Source organism: Henriciella sp. (assembly GCF_029937755.1).
Taxonomy (GTDB): domain Bacteria; phylum Pseudomonadota; class Alphaproteobacteria; order Caulobacterales; family Hyphomonadaceae; genus Henriciella.
In genome coordinates this window covers 983,342-998,143 of the sequence record NZ_JAPYPG010000001.1, presented here as the reverse complement: position 1 = coordinate 998,143, position 14,802 = coordinate 983,342, and the positions used below count along the sequence as shown (strand labels likewise).

14 protein-coding genes are annotated in these 14,802 nt (G+C 60.8%); 7 read left to right on the top strand and 7 right to left on the bottom strand.

The features are described from left to right. The first annotated feature begins 18 nt into the window (after positions 1-18). Genes yidD through Q1K29_RS05025 form a run of 4 tightly spaced genes read left to right on the top strand, consistent with a single transcriptional unit; the run spans position 19 to position 4,463 of the window. Complete coding sequence (gene yidD / locus Q1K29_RS05040; RefSeq protein WP_300391867.1) at positions 19-354, top strand: membrane protein insertion efficiency factor YidD; 336 nt, start codon at positions 19-21, stop codon at positions 352-354. Between the two features lie 5 nt (positions 355-359). Continuing rightward, a complete protein-coding gene (gene thrS / locus Q1K29_RS05035) occupies positions 360-2,333 on the top strand; it encodes a threonine--tRNA ligase (RefSeq protein ID WP_300391866.1) in 1,974 nt (657 codons plus the stop codon). A gap of 16 nt (positions 2,334-2,349) precedes the next feature. Then, the gene (locus Q1K29_RS05030) at positions 2,350-3,636 is read left to right on the top strand and encodes an O-antigen ligase family protein (RefSeq protein ID WP_300391865.1); all 1,287 of its coding nucleotides are present in this window, start codon (positions 2,350-2,352) and stop codon (positions 3,634-3,636) included. Next, positions 3,633-4,463 (top strand): glycosyltransferase family 2 protein, encoded by an 831-nt coding sequence (locus Q1K29_RS05025; protein WP_300391864.1) that lies wholly within the window; start codon positions 3,633-3,635, stop codon positions 4,461-4,463. The genes Q1K29_RS05030 and Q1K29_RS05025 overlap by 4 nt, the downstream gene beginning before the upstream one ends. Here the strand turns inward: Q1K29_RS05025 and Q1K29_RS05020 are convergent, their stop codons facing one another. The 4 genes from Q1K29_RS05020 to Q1K29_RS05005 are packed head-to-tail and all read right to left on the bottom strand — an operon-like array spanning position 4,464 to position 8,891. After that, positions 4,464-5,522 (bottom strand): DUF4340 domain-containing protein, encoded by a 1,059-nt coding sequence (locus tag Q1K29_RS05020; RefSeq protein WP_300391863.1) that lies wholly within the window; start codon positions 5,520-5,522, stop codon positions 4,464-4,466. Beyond that, positions 5,519-7,405 (bottom strand): GldG family protein, encoded by a 1,887-nt coding sequence (locus Q1K29_RS05015; RefSeq protein WP_300391862.1) that lies wholly within the window; start codon positions 7,403-7,405, stop codon positions 5,519-5,521. Before Q1K29_RS05015 ends, Q1K29_RS05020 begins: the two co-directional genes overlap by 4 nt. After that, positions 7,402-8,166, bottom strand: coding sequence for an ABC transporter permease subunit (locus tag Q1K29_RS05010; protein WP_300391861.1), 765 nt, complete (start codon positions 8,164-8,166; stop codon positions 7,402-7,404). Before Q1K29_RS05010 ends, Q1K29_RS05015 begins: the two co-directional genes overlap by 4 nt. Then, complete coding sequence (locus Q1K29_RS05005) at positions 8,163-8,891, bottom strand: ABC transporter ATP-binding protein (RefSeq protein WP_300391860.1); 729 nt, start codon at positions 8,889-8,891, stop codon at positions 8,163-8,165. Before Q1K29_RS05005 ends, Q1K29_RS05010 begins: the two co-directional genes overlap by 4 nt. A gap of 357 nt (positions 8,892-9,248) precedes the next feature. Here Q1K29_RS05005 and Q1K29_RS05000 point away from each other — a divergent pair, with 357 nt between their 5' ends. Further along, positions 9,249-9,593 (top strand): DUF2794 domain-containing protein, encoded by a 345-nt coding sequence (locus Q1K29_RS05000; RefSeq protein WP_300391859.1) that lies wholly within the window; start codon positions 9,249-9,251, stop codon positions 9,591-9,593. Positions 9,594-9,613: 20 nt separating this feature from the next. On the opposite strand, the gene Q1K29_RS04995 is transcribed toward Q1K29_RS05000, so the two are convergent. After that, entirely contained in the window at positions 9,614-10,264 is a 651-nt protein-coding gene (locus tag Q1K29_RS04995; protein WP_300391858.1) for a ChrR family anti-sigma-E factor, read from the bottom strand. Positions 10,265-10,382: 118 nt separating this feature from the next. Next, entirely contained in the window at positions 10,383-10,967 is a 585-nt protein-coding gene (locus tag Q1K29_RS04990; RefSeq protein ID WP_300391857.1) for a sigma-70 family RNA polymerase sigma factor, read from the bottom strand. 180 nt (positions 10,968-11,147) lie between these two features. Between Q1K29_RS04990 and Q1K29_RS04985 the strand changes: the two genes are divergently transcribed. Further along, positions 11,148-11,648 (top strand): invasion associated locus B family protein, encoded by a 501-nt coding sequence (locus Q1K29_RS04985; RefSeq protein WP_300391856.1) that lies wholly within the window; start codon positions 11,148-11,150, stop codon positions 11,646-11,648. On the opposite strand, the gene Q1K29_RS04980 is transcribed toward Q1K29_RS04985, so the two are convergent. Then, positions 11,645-13,459: an NAD(P)/FAD-dependent oxidoreductase gene (locus Q1K29_RS04980; protein WP_300391855.1), complete on the bottom strand. Its 1,815-nt coding sequence runs from the start codon at positions 13,457-13,459 to the stop codon at positions 11,645-11,647. The two genes, Q1K29_RS04985 and Q1K29_RS04980, sit on opposite strands and share 4 nt — an antisense overlap. Before the next feature lie 104 nt (positions 13,460-13,563). On the opposite strand from Q1K29_RS04980, the gene rlmN reads away from it, so the two are divergent. Continuing rightward, positions 13,564-14,727 carry a 23S rRNA (adenine(2503)-C(2))-methyltransferase RlmN gene (rlmN, locus tag Q1K29_RS04975; protein ID WP_300391854.1) on the top strand — a complete coding sequence of 388 codons (1,164 nt, stop codon included), beginning with the start codon at positions 13,564-13,566 and terminating at the stop codon, positions 14,725-14,727. Positions 14,728-14,802 lie beyond the last annotated feature (75 nt).

The window sequence follows — 14,802 nt, the reverse complement described above, 5'->3', positions numbered from 1 at the left end:
AACCGGGCTTCAAGCCTCATGTCCGCCATTCGCAGGAAAGCCGCCCATGCGGCCCTGAAAACGTACAAACTGACGCTGTCTCCGGCCTTTCAGGTCTTTGGAGCACAGTGCCGGCATGTGCCCTCTTGCAGCGAATACTGCGCGGAATGCGTCTCCCGCCATGGTCTCTGGACCGGCAGCTGGATGACGCTGGCAAGGCTCTCGCGGTGCCGCCCCGGCGGCTCGCGTGGGTTCGACCCGGTTCCCGAGAAAGCAAACCCTTCACCTTTCTGGGCGCCATGGCGCGCCGGAGACTGGGCCCGAACGGAACGGCCCTTCCCCGACGCCGGACCCGAGACGAACCGAAAAGCTTGAGACCAATGATCAACGTAACGCTACCTGATGGATCGAAGCGACAGTATGACGACGGGGCGAGCCCCGCAGATGTCGCCGAATCCATTTCCAAAAGCCTCGCCAAGGCCGCGCTTGCGGCCAAGGTGAATGGCGAGATGTATGACCTCAACCGCCCACTCGAGGGTGACGCCGAGGTCGCCATCGTCACGTCCCGTGACGAAGAGGGCCTCGAACTCATCCGCCACGATGCCGCGCACATCCTCGCGCAGGCCGTGCAGGAGCTCTATCCCGACACACAGGTCACGATCGGCCCTGTAATCGATGATGGCTTCTATTACGACTTCGCCCGCGAAGAGCCCTTCTCCACGGAAGACTTCGAACGGATCGAGATGAAGATGGAAGAGATCGTCGACAAGGACTACCCGATCATCCGGGAAGTCTGGTCGAAGGATGAGGCCATCGAGACGTTCAAGAAAATCGGCGAAGACTACAAGGCGCAGATCATCGACGACATCATCCCGCCGGGCGACCCGATCACGGTCTACAAGCAGGGTGACTGGTTCGACCTTTGCCGCGGCCCACACCTGCCATCCACGGGCAAACTGCCGAAGGCCTTCAAGCTGATGAAGCTCGCCGGTGCTTACTGGCGGGGCGATCATCGCAACGAAATGCTGCAACGGATGTACGGCACGGCCTGGGCCAATGAGAAAGACCTCAAGGCCCACCTCGTTCGCCTCGAAGAAGCCGAGAAACGTGACCACCGCAAGCTTGGCGCCCAGCTGGACCTCTTCCACCTCCAGCAGGAAGCACAAGGGTCGGTCTTCTGGCATCCGAAAGGCTACATGATCTGGCGTCAGCTGGAAGCCTATATCCGGCGCCAGCAGGACGAGGACGGCTATCTTGAGGTCAAGACGCCGCAATTGCTGAACTCTGTCTTCTGGCAACAGTCCGGCCACTGGGACAAGTTCCGTGAGAACATGTTCGTCGTGCCCGACGAAGTCCCCTCCACGGATGACGAGGCCCCTGTCCTGTCGGGCGATGCGGAGCTTATGGCGCTGAAGCCGATGAACTGCCCGGCCCACGTGCAGATCTTCAAGCACGATCAGCGCTCATACCGCGATCTGCCGATCCGCATGGCGGAGTTCGGCTGCTGTCACCGCAATGAGGCGCACGGCGCCCTTCACGGGCTGATGCGCGTGCGTCAGATGACGCAGGATGACGCGCACATCTTCTGCCGCGAAGACCAGATCGGCGAGGAGACGCTTCGCTTCCTGAAGCTGTTCGAGCGGGTCTATGGCGACTTCGGCCTGTCGGATATTTCCTACAAGCTCGCCACGCGCCCCGAGGTTCGCGGCGGTACGGACGAAAACTGGGACCGTGCAGAAAAAGCGCTGGCCGACGCGCTGACGGCGGCCGGTCTCGATTTCGACTATGCCGAAGGTGAGGGTGCGTTCTACGGTCCGAAACTCGAATTCCACCTGACGGACGCCATTGGGCGGACCTGGCAGTGCGGCACGTTCCAGCTCGACTATGTCCTGCCGGATCGTCTCGACGCGGAGTATACGGGATCCGACGGGGCCAAGCATCGCCCCGTGATGCTGCACCGCGCGGTCTACGGAACATTCGAGCGCTTCATGGGCATCCTGATCGAAAACTATTCGGGCGCCTTCCCGATGTGGCTCGCGCCAACGCAGGTTGCTGTCGCAACGATCACATCGGATGCTGACGGCTATGCCGAAAAGGCCGCCCAGCGCCTGCGGGCGGCGGGACTTCGCGTCGAAGTTGACACGCGCAACGAAAAGATCAACTACAAGGTCCGCGAGCACTCCGTCCAGAAAGTCCCGGTCATTGCCGTGGTTGGCGCACGTGAGGCCGAGGAAGGCACGCTGGCGCTTCGCCGCTTCGGGTCCAAGGGACAGGAGATTCTTGGACTTGAAGAGACCGCCGAAAAGCTGTCGGATGAGGCGACACCGCCCGACCTGAAACGGGCAAAAGTTTAGAGTACGGAAGACCCGAATGACGGAAAGCCGCGGTTTCAGCTATGCGGTCGTGCTGGCCGCGGCTTTTGCCCTCTGGATTCCGGTCGCTCTTTTCGGCGCGGGCGGCTATTCGGTCCTGCTTGCGCTGGCAGCCATTCCGGCCGCCTTCTTCGTATCCTGGCGCGGTGGAATAAGCCGACTGGCCATTGCCGTACTTCTGCTCGTGGCGTGGTCGGCCATCTCCTCCCTCTGGTCCGACGAGACCGGCCAGATCATGTCCGGAGACCTAGCCCAGGGGGATTTCGGCATCAATGCGGCTGGCCTGCGCATCCTGCTAACGGCTATTGCCGGCATCCTCACCGTTGCGGCATGCCTGCGCATCCGGTCACAGGCCCGGATCGCCGCAGGCTTCATCATTCTCGTGATCCTGACCCACGGGATACTCATGTTGTTGATGGGCCTGCTACCAGACACCGCCCTCAGCGCGTACGCCCCGTTCAGCGACCCTGTGAAAGAAGCGCCACAGAACATCCTGCGCAGCGCCAATGCCTTCTTCCTGGGTTTACCCCTGCTGATTGGCGCGGCCTGGTGCCTCCCAGCCCCATGGCGATATCCGGCAGCGGCTGCGAGTTTCCTGCTCGGTGCCGCCACCTTCCTGCTGCTGCGGTCAGATGTGGCCCTGCTTGGCATGGTCTTCGTGGCTCTCGCCAGCGCCGTGGTAATGATCTTCAGGAAGAACGGTTTTCGGATCCTGATCGGCTTTGTTGCCCTGGCCGTGGTGAGCTCACCCATTGTTCTCGGTGCCGCTGCGCCAATGGTAGTACACTCTGACCTGCCACTTCAGGCCTCGTCCAAGTCACGTATCTTCGCCTGGTCGCTTGCGGCCAGGAAAGTCGAGGAACGCCCGCTGGTCGGGCATGGCATCGAAGCATCGAAGGAATGGCGCGAAACCTTTGCCGAAGAACCCGACCTGCTTGAGCTGATGCGCGAGAGTACGGACCTGACCGGCATCCCGTGGGAGAAGTACCGCATCCTGCCCGGCCATCCGCACAATATGGGCCTGCAACTATGGGCCGAAACCGGTCTTGTCGGCGTCCTGCTTGGCTGCGCCGTCCTCTTCCTTCTTGCCCTGGCCCTGCCTTCACCGGCAATGCTCGGCGCTCCTCTGGCGCTGGCGACGGCTGGCCTGATCGGGGCGTCTTTCTCCCTGTTCAGCCTCTCCTACAGTGTCTGGAACGAAGCCTTTTGGGCGAATATGGTTCTTTCGGCTGCTGCCATCATTGTGCTGGGCAAGGCGCGGCCGCGAAGAGAGCCAGCCGAATGAGCCCCCGGCCCATAACCGCAATCATCGTGACCTATCTGACCGGACCGCGCCTTCGTGAGTCACTTTACGCACTGCTTGCCTGCCGGGATGTCACCACGCTGCTGATCATTAACAACGGCAATCCGCCTGCCATGACGGACTGGCTGAAGACCTTTGCTGCCGAACACGCCAAAGTCCAGCTGATATCACCCGGTGACAATCTGGGCTTCGGCAAGGCGATCAATCTGGCAAGCCGGCAGGCTGAGGAGGGATATCTTCTGCTCGTCAATCCGGACGCGGTCATCAAGCATGATGCGGTCTCCACGCTGGTTGCGGCAAGCGAACACCGCCAGCGCCCTTGGCTTCTGGGCGGACGCATCTTCGATCTTCATGGCAAGGAAGGCCGTGGCGACCGGCGGCGCAAGCTCACCTTGTGGCGCGCCCTGACGAGTTCGGCCGGTATCGATACCTGGAATCTCAACACGGCTCCCCTGCCCTCCGGGCCGACCTCCGTTGGCGCCGTATCCGGCGCGCTGATGCTGACCGACACTGAAAGCTTCCGCCAGCTTGGCGGTTTCGATGAAGCCTATTTCATTCACGTCGAAGATGTTGACCTCTGCCGCCGGGCCAAAGAGGCCGGTGGAGAGGTGATCTTCTGCCCCGATGCTGGTGCCCTGCATTACGGCAGCACATCAGACGTTTCTTCCAAGACTGTCGCCCGGCACAAGGCCGAAAGCCTCGCCTACTATTTCCGGAAGTTCTCCGGAAACCCTGTCTCACTGGCTCTTGTGAGCGGCGTCATCGGACCCTTGCTGAAGTGGATGCTGCCCGCCAGAGCGCGGGACTAGCTAGGGCTGAAAGTTCGATTCGCCCGGCGTTTCGGCGGCCGGATCGGCCCGGCGGACGATGGAAGAGACAAGTGGCGTGAATTCCCGCCAGTCATATTCCGTCAGCTTGAACGCCCAGCCTTCAGCCCGGTCATTGATCGTCTGCGCCCGGCGCGCGCCTTCGCCAGCCTCAACCGCGCGAAGCGTCACCCAGAACCCGTCCGGCTCGCGCCAGGCCCGCAGGTCGATCTCGAGACCATCATGGGTTTCCGTGATGTGGCGGGCCACTGGACGTGTCGTCAGCTCGCTTTGCGGTTTCACATCAATCGGTGAAAGATGCGACATGGCCAGCGCCGGCGTCGAAGCCGCCAGCCGGCTGCGCAATGTATCGTTGTGGTAGGGCGGCGCCGGACGGAAACTGCGGGCGTCGCCACCGGGCACACGCGAGAGATAGAGCGTCTGTCCGCGCGAATCCGTCAGGCGGACTGCCGAGATGGAAGAGGCGTCGATGTCGACGATATCAAGGTCCAGCCATGCCTCACGTGTATAGAGCGGCGGCAGGTCGCCCTCGACGCGAAAGGAAACATTCTCGCCAGGGTCACGGGCGTACAGCGTCTCATTACGTCGGCCGGTAATCACCTCAGCCGATTTCGATCCGTTTGAGGCAAAGACCTCGATAAGAATGCCATTGCCATCCTCACGCGGATCTCCAAGGCCAATGCGGCTGAAGCGCGCCGGCTCGGCTGTACGGCGTTCACCCCATGTCATCGTCTCGAGCCCTTCAGCCAGCGTGGCCAGCCTGTCTTCGCGAACGGGATAACCTCCGGTCTCGGCCATGACCCACTCCCCTTGCCGGCGCTCCAGCGTGTAGCGCTCATCAGCCATGGTGAAGCTGATGGCGCCGGTATCGCTGCGCACGGTGGAAAAGTTCGGCAGCACAGGATCACCAGTCCGCGGGCTCACATCGCTTTGCGCCGGAGCAAAAAGGCTCATCAGGAACAGCAGGATCCACAGCGCTGCAGCTGTAATCGAGAGCCATTCAACCGTCTTGCGGCGGCGTGTATCCAGGGTGGCACTCACGCGATCCCCCTGCGCCGGCGGCGCCACCAGACCAATGCTCCCAACAGGCCCACAAGGAGCGGACCGCCAAAAATATTGATGAATTTCAGTGTCCCTTCGAGCCCGTCGATTTCCTGGCGGAAATTCCGCTCGATGGTACGAAGGCGTGACCGCGTCTCGACAATGTCCTCACGCAGGCGGGCAAGCTCCAGCCGCTCATTCTCATTCAGAGACGCTTCGATATCGCCCTCGAAGAACCCGTCCGAGGCGCCGCGCTGTTGCAGTTCTTCCAGCCGCTGCTGGGATTCGGCCAACTTGTCCTCAAGCCGGGCCTGCTCGTCGAAGAAGCGGGCCTGGGCTTCGTCGCGCATACCTTCCACACGTGTCATTGGCCGGCGCGAGGATGTGCGCGCACGAAGGGTAAGCAGGTTCGCATCTCCGGACAGGACATCGAGCGCATTCATCAGGAAGGCACCATTGTCGGCAAAGGCGGTTGCGCTGTCGAGATTCACGTAAAGACCGTCATCGACCATGTCAGCGTCGGCGACGACAAGGATTTCTGCATCGCGTTCGCTGGTTGAGATGTGTGGCTGCGCCTCTTCAGCGGCAGCGCGCGCGAGTTCCGCCATCACGGGATCGTCCGGCATGTCCGGCGACGGCCGTTCATCGAAGGCCGAGACCAGCGCGCCATGGACGCGCACGGCGAGCGGCATTGCCTGGTCCAGCGGCTCATAGAGATCGAGCGTCTCCTGCGCGGTGAGATCGCTCACCGCTTCATCCGCCTCGATCCATGATGGGGCCGGGCCGGTCTCGATCAGGACTTCCTTGTCGATGGGAGAGTCCTCATCAAGGATCAGGCCACCCGGTGCGCCGAAATTCACAGTTCGCGAAAGGTCGGCTGTGATGAGGCTATCAGAGGGCATCAGCGCCGGCGTGGCGGCCAGATAGAGCGGGTGGCGAACAATGGTCGAGCGCCCGCCACCGGTTGCCACCTGGATCGGAAGCGCGCTTTCGGTGTCAGCGAGCGCCTCTTCGGAAACGCTCAAGCCCCAGACATCGGAAAACCGACCGAGGTCGGAACGGATCTGGCGGTCGTCCAGACCGGAGAAGTCACTGCCACGAGAGGTTTTTGCGGCCGCATCCACGAGGATAATCGCCCGCCCTGTCCTCAGGATGAACTGGTCGATGAGCCAGGCCTGCCAATCGTTCAGCTCAGGCGGATGCACCATGACCACGACATCCATATCCTCCGGCAGGGAAAAGAAGGCCTCGTCTATCTCCTGCATGTCGTAGCTTTTCGAGAGCTCTTGCAGGAACGTGTAGCCGCTGTCCTCGCCTGGGCCGCTCATGCCCTGCAAGGTCGACAGCACGCCAATGTTCGGCGGTTCGGGCCGGTTCAGGCGCGCGATCATGCGCGTGAGATCGTATTCGAGGGTATCTTCCTGCTCTGGCGCAAGAAAGGGAATGACGCGCTGATCGTCGACAGTATTCTTGCCAATCAGACCGAAATAGAGCGGGTCGCCACCGTCTGAATTGACCGCTGTAATGCCCGCCGCAAGCGCCTCATCCTCATCCTCGGAAAAGGGCTCGGGATCGATCTCGCGGATGCGAAGGTCGGCACCGGCAACGGCCTTGTAGGCGTCGAGCAGTTCGCGAACGCGGGTCGCATAGGCACGCACGGCCGGAAATTCCTGACCGACACGGCGGGTGTAGACGAACGTCAGGTCGACCGGTTCTTCCAGGTCCGTCAGCACCGCCTTGGTGCCTTCGGACAGCGTGTAGATATCGTTCTCTGTAAAATCGACACGGGCCGTGCGCAGCAAGGGCTGCACGATCAGCGTCGCGGCGATGAAAATCACCGCAATCAGGGCCGTGGCCGCAGAGAGATAGACGCGCGGGCTCATCGTGCGCCATTCCTGCGATGGCTGACCCACAATACGTTCAGGGCGAGCCAGAGCGCGATCACACCGAAGAAGTAGATCAGCGAGCGCAGTTCGAGCACGCCGCGTTCAGCCGTTTCGAAATGCGTAAGGAAGGAAAAGGTCGCGACCAGGTCCCCGGCAGCCGCCCCGAGCGCACCTGACACCGCCCCCACCACCATCGGCCAGCCGGCAGCGGTAAAGACGAAGGCGACGACCACGCCAATGACATAGGCGAGCACCTGGCTTGAGACGAGCGATGACACGGCCGCACCTATCGAGAGATAGGCACCGGCCATGATGAGGCTCATCAGGTAGGACAGGAAAATTGCCGTGTTGTCCGGCGCGCCGAGATAGTTGACCGTCAGCCACATCGGGAAGGTCAGCACGAGGCTCACCGCAGCCACGGTCCAGGCCGCCAACAGCTTGCCTGCGGCAAGACCCGTAACACTCACCGGCAAGGACATTAGAAGCTCGGATGTCCCCGCCGCAGTCTCATCCGACCAGAGCCGCATCGAGAGCGCCGGCATGAAGATCATGTAGAGCCAGGGATGCCAGTAGAAGAAGGGCTGCAGGTCAGCGGCCCCTGTGTCGAAGAAGTTCGACGCTTCCCAGGTGAAGAAGCCGAGCATCATCAGGAAGATGGCCATGAAGACATAGGCGAGCGGCGTCGCGAAATAGGCGCGTAGTTCACGCGAATAGCTGGCCTTCAGGCCTGTCAGCGTGTCGACGGCCCATTGCCTCATACCCCGTCGGCCTCCGCCGTCCCGGCCATGGTGATGAAGGTTTCCTCGAGACCGCCGGGCGATTGCCCGGTCAGGCTGTCCGGCGTACCATCGGCCACGATCCGGCCACGATCAATGATGATCGCCCGGTTACACATGGCGGGCACTTCTTCCAGCGTGTGCGTCGAGATCAGGATCGCCTTTTCCGGCGCCATGCGGGCAATAAGGGCGCGTACGGCCCGCTTCTGGATCGGGTCGAGCCCGTCTGTCGGCTCATCCAGGACAAGGACATCGGGATCGTTCAACAGCGCACCGGCCAGTCCCACGCGGCGGCGGTACCCCTTGGAGAGCGTGACAATGCGCCGGTTGGCGACATTGGCGATCCGGGCATCGGCAACCACGCGGTCGATGGCGCGCTTGCGCTCGACCTTGGCAAGGTCATGCGATGTGGAGAGGAAGTTCAGGAATTCCACGGGCGTCATGTCGCCATAGAGCGGGGCACCTTCCGGCAGGAAGCCAAGGCGGCGCTGAGCTTCACGCGGCTGGTTAATGATCGAATGCCCGGCAATCACCACATCACCCTCATCGGGCTCGATCACACCCGCGACCATGCGCATGGTGGTCGATTTACCGGCGCCGTTTGGCCCCAGAAAGCCAAGCACCTCACCTTTCTTGAGGGTGAAGCTGACCTTTTCGACGGCCACATGGTCCCCAAATCTTTTCACGAGATGCTTCAGTTCGAGCATGTCCGGACCCGTTGGCTTGCACAGACGCCAACTGAGTAACCATCTCGCCCGCAGCTGGCCAGAGGCTGTTTGCTCAAATCGCGGGCAAGACGCAGAAAGTGAAAGAAATTTCACCTGCCGGTCTTGGCGGTCCGTATTGCATGGGGTGAGGATGTCGGGTGAAGGTTGAACAAGCTCCCCGGGGGGCTGGGGGGGCTGATGGGTCCGGGATGCCTGCTAGACACCAACACCCGACTATTGCAAGGTGGCGGTAATCGGCGGCGCTCGCAAGGCGAGAATGCGGCTAAATCCTGTTCTTCGCATTAAAAATGCGACAGGAAGGTAGAGCGGTAAAGCAAGGGAGCGTGATCTCACTTTATGGGAAGCGTGACAAGACTGCAGCCATCGCAACAGCCGAAGGTTGCTTTCCACAGAACCGAGATGAGTCGCATCCTGGATGTGTATGGCCGGATGGTCATGTCGGGTCAGGCCAAGGATTATGCCATCGGCATGTATGGCGATCATGCGGTTTTCGCGATTTTCCGGCGCCATGCAGAGGCGCCGACCTGGCGGATTGAAAAGGTCCCGGCCCTCCGGAACCAGCAAGGGGCCTATGTCGTCTATGGCAGCCAGGACCAGGTCCTGAAGCGCGGACATGATCTCGCGCAAGTATTGCGCGTCTTCGAGACGCGGCGCTTTGAAGTGATCAACGGGAACAAGTGAGGCGGGCGCTGCCCGGCCGGCTAGTGGCCGGTGAGCTTTTGCAGCAGACCGAGAATGCCGGTAAATCTGAGACCGCCCTCGCTGACAGCGAAGGCAATGCAGACACCATCATCATCGGCGACGGGCTGGTGGGTATCGCTCGGCGTCTGGCGTGAGATGTCGCCAGGGCCGTAAGTTCCCGTCGCATCCGAGAAACCACCCTGCACCACAAGTGTAAGCTCATCGCCCTGGTGACTGTGGCGTGGCACCGAAGCGCCAGGTTTGATGCGGTAGAGATGCGCATGGACAGCAGCGCTGTCGCCGAGGTCAATCCGGCTGACACCCCCCGTGAGATTTCTCCAGCCACCCTGCTTTTCGCAAGCTTCGAGCGCTTTCTCGCGTAGCGGCTCGGGGAGTGAGAGCAGCTCCTGCAGTTCTGATCCGGCGGCCCGGGCGGCCTGTAGGTCCCGGTCTTCGGTCTCCTCAATTTCATCTATCGCGCGAAGCGCCTGCTCGAACGCATTGGGAGACATCGTTTCAGGCGCTTCCCTTTCGAGCATCGCGCCAGCGATCGACTCCGATATGTGGAGGTCTCGCAGAATATCCGAGCGCATAGCTGCCTGGGTCTCGACCATCAGGGCAAAGGCTGGGCTTAAACGTCCGGCGGAATACGCACTATAGAGTTCGGACACATATGATGGTTCGCTCGAATGCAATTTTATGACCTGCTGCTTGCCCCTCAACCGGCTATATAGCCGATATTGCTGGCTTCCTGATTTCGTCAAGGCTTCCTGCAGGTCTCATATGCAGTCAATCGCCCATTTCGCCCTGAAGGCGGCCGCGCAAGCGGTTGAAGGCCAGCCTTATGCGGGACTTCACAGTTCCAAGCGGCAGGTCAAAGGCTTTCGCGATTTCCGAATGGGAGAGGCCGTCGTAAAACGCCGCCTTCAGAAGATCGAGCTGCTCCTTGGGGAGCGCATTCAGCTGTTCACGCACGCTCGCATCGATCTGGGCCCGGCTCAGTGTTTCGTCGGGCGCAGCTTCCTCTGCCGGTTGAAGCATCGGCTCCTCGGGTGACAGCTCCGGGCGGGAAGCCTGACGGAAGAGATCGATCTGGCGGTTGCGGGCGATCCTGAAGATCCAGGTCGAGACCGATGCCTGTTTCTCGTCGAACTGGCCGGCCTTCTTCCAGACGGTGAGCATCACATCCTGAACGACTTCCTCGGCGCCAGCATCCTCAGCCCCCATACGCTTGAGATAGCTTTTCAAGCGGGGCGCATAATATTCGAACAGGCGCCCGAACGACGTCCGGCACTGTTCCTCGGCAATCTTTCGGATATATGCCGACTGAACGGCTCGATCGCTGCTGGCGCTGTCAATCCGGGCTAAGGTCAAGTCACGTCCAAGGGCTATGGCTGGCTCTCAGAAATCGCACATATGGCGCAAAATGCAACCTTTAGGCGCGCGACCTGTTGGCATCACACGTCAGCAGCACCGTCAAAATTCAGCCTTAACTTTCCGGCAGTTTTGCTGCGTTAAGACCTCTTTCTCCAACTCCAAATCGTCTTCATGCTCATGATAAACAGACCCCTGACCAGTCTGGCCATTTTGTTCGGAACCGCTGCATTTACTGCAGATGCAGCCCCGACAGCCATCGGCCGATACGATGACTGGACCGTCTTCACCGAGTCCGTGAACGGCGAGACGCTTTGCTATGCCGCGACCGAAGCGACCGACAAGGCACCGAAAGCTTCCGATCACGGAGATGTGTGGTTCTTCGTCTCCAACTGGAAGTCCGGCAAGGCGCGCAGCCAGCCGAGCCTCAAGGTCGGCTATGAGCTGCGGGCCGATCTGCCCGCCCGCGCTTCCGTCGGACGTTCCGGCTGGACACTCTATGGTGTCGGCAAGGAAGCCTTCGCTCAGGACCAGGACGATCCGCGTCTTGTCTCCGCCCTCAGAAAGGGCAGCGAGCTGCGCGTAGAAGCGGTCTCGGCGCGTGACACCAAGGTCTCCTACCACTTCTCCCTGTCGGGATCGGCGAACGCGATCGACAAGGCGTCTTCGCTCTGCCGCTAGGCGGAGACCTTGTCCTTCGTGACGTCGAGGCCAGCCATCGTGCCGTCCTCGCGCCATGACTTCAGGATCGAGAAATACTCCATCGAACCGCCACCATAGAAAGAGTTCTGGCGTGCCCGCTGGGCAATCTGGCCTTCATTGTTGTAATAGCCGGGCGTACATTCGGCGAGAAACTTCTCGCGCATCTGCGCCTTTGCAATGATCGTATCGACCCACTTGCTCTGAGCTTCCTCGGTCGGCTCCATCGCAATGATGCCATTCTCGGAAGCATCCGACAGGATATGGGCGATATGGATCGCCTGCTCGTTGAGCTGGTGAGGATAGTTGGCCGTAAAGGCGGCCTGCGCACCCCCCATGACAAAGACGTTCGGAAAATCCCGCACCATCATGCCGTGGAAGCTGCGCACCCCGCCTTCCCAGGCGTCCGACAGCGACCCGTTGCGGCCATAGAGCTCATAGCCTGAACGGCGGGTGTAGGATGTGCCCACCTCAAAACCGGTGGCATAGATCAGGCAGTCGACCTCATACTCCTTGCCGCCGACGACGATGCCCTTTTCGGTGATGCGCTCGACGCCCTGCCCGTCCGTATCGACCAGTTCGACATTCGGCCGATTGAAGGTCTTGAGATATTCATCGTGGAAGCACGGGCGCTTGCAGAACTGGCGATACCAGGGCTTCAGCGCTTCGGCGGTCTTGCTGTCGGCGATCACCTCGTCAACGCGCGCACGGATGGATTCCATCTTCTTGAAGTCTGCCAGCTCGCCGATTTCCTCGAGCTTCTTCGGCGTCATCTCCTCGCCATTCTGCTCCTTCGCAATGAAGAGCAGGTTGCGGATGATGTCGGTCCAGCCATCGCTGACCAGGTCTTCAGCCTGGTAGCCGCCGGAAACGAGGATGTTGAAATTGTCCATCCGCTTCTGCTGCCAGCCTGGCTCAAGTGATTTCGCCCAGTCAGGGTCTGTCGGCGTGTTGTCGCGTACATCGATCGAAGACGGCGTGCGCTGGAAGACGTAAAGCTGCCTGGCGCCTTCCCCCAGATGCGGCACGCACTGCACGGCGGTCGCGCCGGTTCCGATGATGCCGACGCGCTTGTCCTTGAGCCTGTCGAGCCCACCCTGCGGGCCGCCACCGGTATAGTCATAGTCCCAGCGGCTTGTATGGAAGGTGTGGCCCTTGAAATCCTGGATGCCCGGGATGCCGGGCAATTTCGGGCGGTGGAGCGGACCGTTCGACATGATGACGAACCGCGCCTTCATCGCATCGCCCTGGCTGGTCTCTACGATCCAGCGCTTCGAAGCCTCATCCCAGTGCATGGCCGTGATTTCGGTCTGGAAGAGGACATCGTCATAGAGGTCGTAATGCTTCGCGATGCGCTGGCTATGCTCAAGGATTTCCTGCGCTTTCGAATACTTCTCGACCGGCATGTATCCGGTCTCTTCGAGCAGCGGCAGGTAGATATAGCTCTCGATGTCGCAGGCCGCGCCCGGATAGCGGTTCCAGTACCAGGTCCCGCCGAAGTCGCCGCCCTTCTCGATCATCCGGATCTGTTTGATGCCGGCTTCGCGCAAGCGCGCACCGGCAAGCAGCCCGCCAAAGCCACCACCGACAACGATCACATCAACTTCATCGGTGAGAGGCGCCCGCTCGACTTTCTCGTCGATATACGGATCGTCGACATAGCCAGCATACTCATCGCGGACCTCGACATATTGCTCATTGCCGTCAGCCCTGAGGCGTTTGTCGCGCTCGGCCTTGTATTTTTCTCTCAGTCTGTCCGGATCGAAGTCCACGCCGCGCGCGCCGTCAGCCATATTGTACCTCCCTCGAAGACCTTTTCGGCCTTTTATTTACACGCTGCAGTCACAATGCCTTCGAATTCTTAGATTTCGGCCGAGGACATGCTATGTGCAGCGCAATGAAATACGATCTGGACCTTTCACGCCGCGTCAACGCAAGCGAATCCGCGCCGAAGAATCTCGCGGGGCTGTCCATCCCTGCGTTGAAGGCGGAGATGGAATCCCTCGGGCTCGAGCCGAAAAAGGCCGGCATGCGCGCCAAGCAGCTGCGCCGCTGGATCCACCATTTCGGCGTCCAGGACTTTGCCGGAATGACGGATATCGCCAAGGAGCTGCGCGCTGAGCTTGCCGAAAAGTACGTTCTGACCCGTCCGGAGATTACCGAACACAAGGTGTCCGTGGATGGGACGCAGAAATGGCTGACGCGGTTCCAGCCCGGTGTTGAAGGCGAGAGCGTCTATATTCCCGATGTCGGCCGGTCCGGCGCGCTTTGCGTCTCAAGCCAGGTCGGCTGCACGCTGAACTGCACCTTCTGCCATACCGGCACGCAAAAGCTGGTGCGTAACCTGACGGCCCAGGAAATCGTCAATCAGGTCCTGATCGCGCGAGATGAGCTGCAGGAATGGCCGAGTTCGATGGAGAACCGCAAGCTCACCAACATCGTCTTCATGGGCATGGGCGAACCGCTCTATAATCTCGACAATGTGGCCGAGGCCATCGACACGATTTCGGATGGCGACGGCATCGCGCTCGGCCGGCGCCGGATTACGGTGTCGACGGCTGGCGTTGCGCCAAAGATCCCGGAACTGGGCGAACGCACCGGCGCCATGCTGGCCATTTCGCTGCACGCGGTACGCGACGACCTTCGCAACGAGATCGTGCCGATCAACAAAAAGTATGACCTCAAGACGCTCTTCGATGCCATCCGCGCCTATCCGGATCTCGGCAATTCCAAACGCGTGACCTTCGAATACGTCATGCTGAAAGGCGTGAACGACTCGCTCGCCGAGGCGCGTGACCTGGTGAAGTTGCTGCGCGGTGTACCCGCGAAGATCAATCTTATCCCGTTCAACCCGTGGCCGGGCTCTCCCTATGAGTGTTCCGACTGGGAGACGATCGAGAACTTCGCCGAGATCGTGAACCGGGCGGGCTATGCCTCACCGATCCGTACCCCGCGCGGTCGCGATATCTTCGCCGCCTGCGGACAGCTTAGGTCGGAAAGTGTGAAGAAGTCAGCCGCCGAGAAGCGCCGCGAGGCGCTGGCCCAGCAGGCCGAAGCCTGACGCCGGACTACAATGGTAAATTCCGCATTTATCATGACCCGGAATTCTATCTGAAAATCACAAGTCCTATTTCGC